An 8,269-nucleotide genomic window follows, 5' to 3' on the forward strand; every position below is an offset into this window, starting at 1 on the left:
TTAGTGTCGTGTTAAAATTGGTGTTCCATAATGTAATCTCCATAACATTTCTAAATCCTTTGCGTATTCTTTATATGGTGAAGCAGAGTTTAATTCTTCTATTATCTCAGCATTTTCAGGAGCATCAAAATCAAAATAAGAAACCGCCCATTTTGAAATATCACTATTTTTTAAAATATTTAATGTACCAACAGTCTCTCCGTTACCCTTTACTTCTTGTTTAATTCGTTCTCTTAATCCAGAAGATTTGGACTTATGATATCCACCAATGCCGTTATAAACCACCACATAATCGTTTTTCTCTATCCTACAAATATTATTTAAAAGCTTGCGATGTTCAACTAACCTACTAATTGGAACTTCCTTCCTTATATTTGGCAGAGTATTCATTTGTAACTCATCAAGAGTTAAGCTTGTCCATAACCAATACAAACCTCTATGGTTTGTGGGTAATATTTTTAAATAATCTTTATGTCTAAATGTTTCCAATTTGCAAAAGGATTCCAGTTGCACTTTATGGATTTTTTCTAAAATATCTTTCATAGGACAACTAATTACGCAAACATTTGTTGCAATAACCCTTTTTTCCAAATCGTGGCCTTTTCTATTTGTGCTTGGCAATGATTGATTTTGATATCAATAGCCGATAGAAAATTTGCGATTTTTGTTTGTTCTTTTAAAGATGGAATTCCACAATATTCAGTTGAATAATCTTTGAAATAAATATGTGGTATTGTGCTACCTGTTACATATTTCACAAAATCTATGTTAGAGAGTAAGCAATATAAAAAGTAAGTATTTAATTCTGATTTTGGACTTATGATTTCCATTGTTCCCAAAACCGAAGATTTGCCTTTACAATATAATAGTCGTCCAACTCCAGCACCATCCTTTACAATACTGATATAATCATCTTCTTCTTTATAGAAATCTACTTTTTTGAGAATCCCTGAAGCACCATAAATAATATAATCCCCTATATTTTCTTCAATTTTATTTGCAGAAATATTAGATGATTTTTTTTTAGCAACCTCCCCCAACTTCTTCTCCTCCCAATCCGCATAATCATTGCCTTTATCGTCTCGAAACCTCAATTCTTGAGCGAAAATTTGCTGCATCACGCCTTTTTTGTATTGCTCTAAAAGGGTTTTCTTTTTCTTTAAGGCGGTTAACTTTTCATCTACTGCCGTTAGGAAAGAAGCGATTTTGGTTTGTTCTGGGAGAGTTGGAAACGGTAAGAATATTGAATTTAAAGTTTCTTGTCCAATATTGTACCTTGTACTACCACCAGATTTGGAAGTTATCGCATCTCTTGATATGTCGGTTTTCAATAACTTATTTAGAAAAACAGGATCGTACTCGCCAATCTTTTTTCCTCTAATAACAAATCCTCCAAAAGTTGCAGGAACTTCTTTGTCAAGGTAAACACTAGCAGTACCAACCTCTTCTCTTGTTTCGGAACTTCTTTGAAAAAGAATATCTCCATAATTTACAGAAAACTTGTTAGCAATATCTTCTTCGACATCAACGCTGCCAATAATTTTTTCATGCGTTATAAAATCGTTATTCAGAATATCTAAGACGTTGATAAATTTTACACCTCGTCCATATTGCTCCTTTGTCGCATTTATACCATTTTTAAATTCTAGTAAATTACCTAACTTTTTCTCTTCCCATTCACTTGTAAACTCAGGAAAACGCAGTTGCGGTATCTCAGTTTTTTTCCTTCCGATAAGTTGTGCTACTGTACTCATTAAAATGGGGTTTCAATTCCTAATTCGGCACAAAAAGATTCAATCGTTTTATCCGTTTCTCCTATTTGTATTTCCAAGGCTTTTATTTCTTTTGCAACGGCATTAATATCAATACTTGCTTCGGCTTCAAAAGTATCTACATAACGAGGGATGTTTAGGTTATAATCATTGTCTTCAATCAGTTTCAGTGTTGCTACCTTACTGTATTTGTCTTCTTCGGTACGGTTACGATAAGTACTTATAATTTTGTCAATATGCTCGTCCAGTAACACGTTTTGGGTCTTCACCTTGTCAAAATGTTGGCTGGCATCTATAAACAAAACGTCTTTTGTATTTTCCCTTTGTTTCTTGAATACCATGATACAAGTAGGAATAGAAGTTCCGTAAAATATATTAGCGGGTAAACCTATAACGGCATCGAGGTAATTTTTGTCTTTTATTAAGTACTGGCGTATGTGTCCTTCAGCTGCACCGCGAAACAAAACACCATGCGGTAACACTATGGCCATAGTTCCGTTATCGTCTAGCTGGTGTACCATGTGTTGTACAAAGGCAAAATCAGCTTTAGAACTTGGAGCAAGTTTACCATAAGCAGAAAAACGCTCGTCAGTCATGAACAATGGGCTTGCACTCCAGTTAGCCGAGAAAGGCGGATTGGCAACGATGGCTTCAAAACGCTGGTCAATGTGCTGCGGGCGTTCTAAGGTATCTTCATTCTTGATGTCAAAACGTTTGTAGTGTACATCGTGCATGATCATGTTCATACGACACAGGTTGTACGTCGTAGGATTCATTTCCTGCCCGTAAAAAGAGCTAACGTCTTTGACTTCTTTGGCCACACGCAACAATAACGAACCTGAACCACAAGTAGGATCATAGACACTTTTTAGTTTGTCTTTGCCCACGGTTACCAATTGAGCCAAAACGCTGCTTACTTGTTGAGGCGTGTAGAATTCTCCTGCTTTTTTACCTGCTCCACTGGCAAATTGCCCAATGAGGTACTCGTAAGCATCGCCCAGGACATCGCTGTCGGTGTTTTCTAAATCAAAATCAATTTCATCCAGATGGGTAAGTACTTTTACAATCAATTCGTTTTTATCACTTTCGGACTTCCCTAGTTTGTGAGAGGTTAAATCAAGATCAGAAAATAAGTTGCCAAAATCTTCTTCACTTTCATACCCCATTGTACTTTGCTCAATATGCGTGAGTACTTTGGCTAGATCTCCAAGGATGAAATTGTTTTTACCGCCTGCGTTTCCTCTTCGAGCCAGTTCAGAAAAAAGTTCTGATGGTTCTAAGAAAAAGCCTAGTTTGTCTATGGCGAGTTGTTTTATTTCCTGCATCAAAAGTGCTTCCTCTGCATGTCCTTCAATCTCCTGAAAAGTCAATCCGTCTGGTTGTAGTATTTGGTTGGCATACAAATCCATTTTAGTACTCAAGTACTTGTAGAAAATGAAACCTAATATGTAATCTCTAAAATCATCGGCATCCATTTTACCACGTAGGGTATTCGCGATGTTCCAGAGTTGTTGTTCTAATTTTTGTTTTTGTTCGGCTGCCATTAATTGTAATTAATCAAATTTGTTTAAGAGTTCTAAGGTACTGTAATTAAAAAGGTAAGGCTTTGTAAAAAGGCTAAATTTAAAATGCTCCACTACGTCTTATTTTTCTTTCTTAGTTGACTTGTAAATAAACGCATTTTTGTAGAGTTAGGCAATACCTAGTTTTGGTGATATTTTTAAAGTTAATACGAATAGTCCTTAAGCTGTAGTAAAGGTGTTTTATAATAAATAATGACACTGGCCACTTTATTTTCTATTCAACTGATTTTGAGAATGAATCATTTATAAGTCCGTAGTTAACTACTTCTAAATAAAGTCTTTAGATCCATACTATTATTAATCAACATAGAATCAGTGCTCACCGTAATATGGAATTTACATCAAAGACATTTGAGCAAAATAGATCCAATTCTATGAGACTAACCTTCGACAAATACTACAACAAAGTTAGGTAATGGGCTTCGGTTCGCTAGCAAAAAATTCCCCCATAAATACTCGGGTTCCCCTTGCTTTATTGCGTTGCTTTTTGCACTCGCTCGCCCATGACCTTTCGAGTTCTATTATTAATCTTTAATTATAGAAATCATGGAAAATCATGCTAAAAATCCAAATTGGGGAACTGTTTCAGAAATCCAATTGCATTACAAATCAAGAGTAAAAGCAGCAGAACGTCCTCTAATCACATCCTCTAAATCTGCCTATCAAATTGCATTACAGATTTGGAATCCCAATACAATTGAATTCTTTGAAGAATTTAAAATCTTATTATTAAATAACAGCAACAAAGTACTAGGTGCTTATGAAATATCATCAGGAGGTATCACTGGAACCGTAGTTGATGTAAGATTGATATTTGCCGCAGCCCTAAAAGCCAATGCCACTGGGATCATCATGATTCACAACCATCCCTCAGGTAAACTAATCGCTTCTGAAGCTGACAAACAAATTACTGCTAAGGTTAAAGCAGCCAGTAAAATTCTTGATATCCAGTTATTAGATCATTTAATTATTACTCCAGAGAACTATTATTCATTTACAGATGAAGGGGCTTTATAGCCCCTTTTATTATAACATACGTATCAGATTGTGGTAAGCGTTCCTATTTTAAAGAACTATAATTTCTACAAATAATCCCATTTATATGTGGAATAGACACCATAACTGTCCTATAACATACCTCTTACATTATTAGTCATCACAAGTACAGATAATTTGATGCTTTTAATTATCGGTTCACTTTTTAAAACCTAGAGCTAGTTTTAAATGTTTTGTTAATTTATTACTTGTTGGATACTTTCTGTGGCTAGTTATATTATTAAAAATTAGCGCCGTCAGAAATAATATTAGAGTACCAGTCAAAACAGGTACAATGACATAAAAATACCCCAAAGCTTTCAACTTTACAGTTCCCGTGACCGCAATTAGTGCTGTTGCACCTCCAGGAGGATGCAAACTTTTAGTAATCTGCATCATTATAATAGAAGTTGCAACAGCAAGCGGTGCGGTAATCCAAATAATATCTGGTAGAAGTTTAACAATGGTTACGCCAATAATCCCACTAATTACATGTCCACAAATAAGATTTCTCGGCTGCGCCATTGGACTTTGAATTGCTCCAAAAACTAGGACACTTGAAGCCCCAAATGATCCAATAAGGAAAATATTATCCATTTTATTTAAAGAACAAGATTGAAGAAAAGCTATCAATCCAATTCCAAAAAATGCTCCAATAAAAGACCAAAAATGCTCTTTAGAATCTATTAACGTTTCTTTGTAAATTATATATTTTGAAATTCTTATATTTCTTTTTATTTTTTGACCTATCCTTTTTCGCTTGATAAATACATTCATTTAAAAAATTAATTTATTTTATTTTTGACATAATTTTATTTTTGTAAATTACTTTTTTCTTCAAAAACTAATTTTCTAATAGAAATCAAAATATTGATTATACTTATACCGATTTTAATAATGAAGTGTATTTATCTTTATATTGAAATAGAAAAACAATATTAAGAATCAATAATACTAAAGCACCATAGATTTTCTGTGGATCAAGAAATAGATGAAAAAGCACTGCATTTATTGACACACTCATTAATATTAATGCCATTAATGCTCCAAATCTATTGAAAAGAAATGCTAAACCAGCAGTAATTTCTACTACAGCTACAAGCTGCATGGCATAAGTAGATAAAAGGTTAGCAAAATATGCATTTGCTTCAGGAGCCATTTCTGGGAAAGGAATATAATTGAAGAAGTGATCTAACCCAAAAAAGAGTAGAAACACACTAAAAAAAATACGAAGGGCTAAAATAAATTTTGAACTCATGATTGATGTTTTTTATTATTTACATTTTGTGCAACTACGGATTAGTTCATTACTCAAAGTAATCGTTGTACATTTATTTAAGATTATTACTTAATTACCTCTATAAGTAGAATATCCAAAAGGAGATAAAGTTATTGGCACATGATAATGCTTGTCGTCTTTAATCTCAAATACAACTTCGATAAAAGGATAAAAAGAACTTTGATTTAATTTTGTAAAATAAGGTTCTACATAATAAGTTAGTTTATATATTCCGTGATGATTGACTCCTTTATCTTCTTTTAAAAAATCTTTTATGCGTCCGTTGCTATCCGTATATTTCTCGTCAACAGCCAACCATTTTCCATTATCTTTTTGTTTAGAAAGACTTATTTTAACATTTGGAGCAGGTTCCCCCTTTGTGACATCTAGGATATGACTAGACAATTGGTATTTAGCTTCTTGTGAAAAGCTTACACTTGCAACAGCAAGCATTAGCACAATTAAAAAATTATTTGTTTTCATTGAAAATTATTTATTGATTTTAAATTCTAAACTTTCTACAGCTTTAACTGCAATGTTGTGATCATTTTCTCCACTACCGCCACCAGAAACGCCTAAACTGCCTATGAGTTCACCATTTTTCCAGATAGGAACTCCCCCGCCTAATAATAAAAGTTCAGCAAGAGTATTTAAGTTTTTAGCACTTTCGCTGCTTGCTGCATTTTGCATCAGTTGTAAACTGGGAGTTTTAGTTGATAAGGAGGTAAAGGCTTTTCGCCTTGAAGCTTCTGTATTATGCGGACCTACATTGTCAGCCTTAAGCAATAATAATGTCACACCAGAAGAATTAAGTACCGCGATCGACACATTTTTATTTGTTTTTTGGGCTTCGAGGCCTACTTGTTCTGCTAATTTTAGCGCACCGGCCTGGTTCAGACTACTTAATTTTTCTACATACTGTGCAGATAAAGTGCACGTCATAAATACAAGTAGAGCAGTCGCGATATATTTCACTTTTTCCATAATTCATTTTTAATTTAAGAATCTTAAGTTCTTATTAATGTTTTATACCAGCCTTAGATATCTTAATTGTTTTTATAAATAACTGATCTTTTTAGTATACTTTAATATTACGTTGGTGTGGTTGTATTGATATCTATTTTTTATTACGCAGTATTTTCTTTCTCAGCTTACTAAAAAACTCATGAGAAATCCCTAGATAAGAAGCAATCTGATGTTGCGCAATTCTATTCATTAGCATGGGATATCTTTCGATAAAATCTAAATAACGTCTATCCGCATTTTTATGTAACATACTTATCATTCGTACTTGCATTGCTGCCAACGAATTTTGATTCATTATTCTAAACAATCGTTCTACTTTCGGAATGTCAATGTACAATTGTTCTTTTGTAGCTCTGTCAATTCTAAGAATCACAGAGTCTTCCAAAGCCTGAATATTAAGACTCGAAGTACTTCCTGAAACAAAACTGCCAATATCTAAAACCCACCAATCTTCAATAGCAAAATAAAGTATATGTTCACGAAGATTTTCGTCTTTATAAAAAACCTTAAAACAACCTTCAACTACGTAGCCTTCAAATTCACAGACCTCTCCTTCTTTTAAAAGAACTTCATTCTTTTCTACCTTTTTAGGTAAATAGCATGATGTGAATTTCTCTAACTCTTCATCAGATAAATTCACAAACTTTCGAATATTCTTATAAAAAGAAGGATAATTATTCATATTACTTTATTCTTGTTTTAAATAGATTTCACTTGAATCAATTCTAGCATGAAGTCCTGCTAAAGCGCATGAATCAGCTAATTATGATTCTCTTATTTACTCTTTTACTCTGCTGGAATAGTCTTTCCCTTTAAATCTCTATTTCTTGTTGCCAAAGCATCTGAAATAATCGTGTTTCCGAAGCCATATTCCATTACTGCTCCTGTGTAAGTCGCTACACAATCATCTGTCATCATACCGCAAATTATAAAGATCATTTTCTCGTAAATAATTCAGTCTCTCTAAAATTATTAGGGAAGTTTTTAATGATAATCATTTCTGTTTCGATTCTATGAGTACCGACACCCACATTGTACTATCAAAAAGAATGTAACTCCCTCTTGAAGGATTTATAATAAACATAAGCTGCGCACATATTTCGATCTTTAAAATAAGCAAGCATTCCGCTTACTTTCTCTGCTGCCTCATCTAATGATATCAATTCATGGTCCCATAAGAAAAATAATCATTTTGAATATCTATAATAAATAATGCTGTTTTTGCTTCCTTAATAATTTTATTCTTCTCTATCGTTTAATGTCCCATTTAATATTAGAATTCAGCAAAGATAAAATCATCCTAAATAAATAAAAGTTGAACTAGTTCAAGAAATCGAATAACTTATTAAAAGAAAGATATAATAATTTACATGGAGCCAAAAGAAAAAATTGATTCAATATCTTGTTGAAAAAATTTTTTAACAATACTCTAATCAAATTTAATGCTTTTCTTTAATACCGGAATCATTTTTGGGTTCTGTCGCATCTGCCATATAAATCCAAGAGAAATCAGCGACCCGAAAATTATGCAGCCAATTTGCAAAATGATTTGAACATACTTGTGCCTGGCTTAA

Annotated in this window: 10 protein-coding genes; 1 reads left to right on the plus strand and 9 read right to left on the minus strand. The window is 33.1% G+C overall.

Annotation, left to right across the window (positions count from 1 at the left end; translation table 11 throughout):
- The 3 genes from BLV35_RS17660 to BLV35_RS17670 are packed head-to-tail and all read right to left on the minus strand — an operon-like array spanning position 1 to position 3,316.
- Complete coding sequence (locus tag BLV35_RS17660; protein WP_091093334.1) at positions 1-543, minus strand: hypothetical protein; 543 nt, start codon at positions 541-543, stop codon at positions 1-3.
- Positions 544-554: 11 nt separating this feature from the next.
- Entirely contained in the window at positions 555-1,754 is a 1,200-nt protein-coding gene (locus tag BLV35_RS17665) for a restriction endonuclease subunit S (RefSeq protein WP_091093337.1), read from the minus strand.
- Complete coding sequence (locus BLV35_RS17670; protein WP_091093339.1) at positions 1,754-3,316, minus strand: type I restriction-modification system subunit M; 1,563 nt, start codon at positions 3,314-3,316, stop codon at positions 1,754-1,756. Before BLV35_RS17670 ends, BLV35_RS17665 begins: the two co-directional genes overlap by 1 nt.
- 585 nt (positions 3,317-3,901) lie before the next feature.
- Between BLV35_RS17670 and BLV35_RS17675 the strand changes: the two genes are divergently transcribed.
- Complete coding sequence (locus BLV35_RS17675; protein WP_016989150.1) at positions 3,902-4,372, plus strand: JAB domain-containing protein; 471 nt, start codon at positions 3,902-3,904, stop codon at positions 4,370-4,372.
- Positions 4,373-4,549: 177 nt separating this feature from the next.
- On the opposite strand, the gene BLV35_RS17680 is transcribed toward BLV35_RS17675, so the two are convergent.
- The 6 genes from BLV35_RS17680 to BLV35_RS17705 form a co-directional block, all read right to left on the minus strand.
- Positions 4,550-5,167 carry an HPP family protein gene (locus tag BLV35_RS17680; RefSeq protein WP_091093342.1) on the minus strand — a complete coding sequence of 206 codons (618 nt, stop codon included), beginning with the start codon at positions 5,165-5,167 and terminating at the stop codon, positions 4,550-4,552.
- 103 nt (positions 5,168-5,270) lie between these two features.
- Entirely contained in the window at positions 5,271-5,648 is a 378-nt protein-coding gene (locus BLV35_RS17685; protein ID WP_091093345.1) for a DoxX family membrane protein, read from the minus strand.
- Positions 5,649-5,738: 90 nt separating this feature from the next.
- Entirely contained in the window at positions 5,739-6,122 is a 384-nt protein-coding gene (uraH, locus tag BLV35_RS17690) for a hydroxyisourate hydrolase (protein ID WP_091093378.1), read from the minus strand.
- A gap of 36 nt (positions 6,123-6,158) precedes the next feature.
- Positions 6,159-6,611, minus strand: a complete 453-nt coding sequence (locus BLV35_RS17695; protein ID WP_394331050.1) for a GlcG/HbpS family heme-binding protein — start codon at positions 6,609-6,611, stop codon at positions 6,159-6,161.
- A gap of 175 nt (positions 6,612-6,786) precedes the next feature.
- Positions 6,787-7,377, minus strand: a complete 591-nt coding sequence (locus BLV35_RS17700) for a Crp/Fnr family transcriptional regulator (protein WP_091093352.1) — start codon at positions 7,375-7,377, stop codon at positions 6,787-6,789.
- 104 nt (positions 7,378-7,481) lie between these two features.
- On the minus strand, positions 7,482-7,613 hold the full coding sequence (locus BLV35_RS17705; RefSeq protein ID WP_176980655.1) for a cysteine hydrolase family protein: 132 nt from the start codon (positions 7,611-7,613) through the stop codon (positions 7,482-7,484).
- Between the last annotated feature and the right edge of the window lie 656 nt (positions 7,614-8,269).

The organism is Flavobacterium gillisiae (assembly GCF_900107635.1).
GTDB classification, from domain to species: domain Bacteria; phylum Bacteroidota; class Bacteroidia; order Flavobacteriales; family Flavobacteriaceae; genus Flavobacterium; species Flavobacterium gillisiae.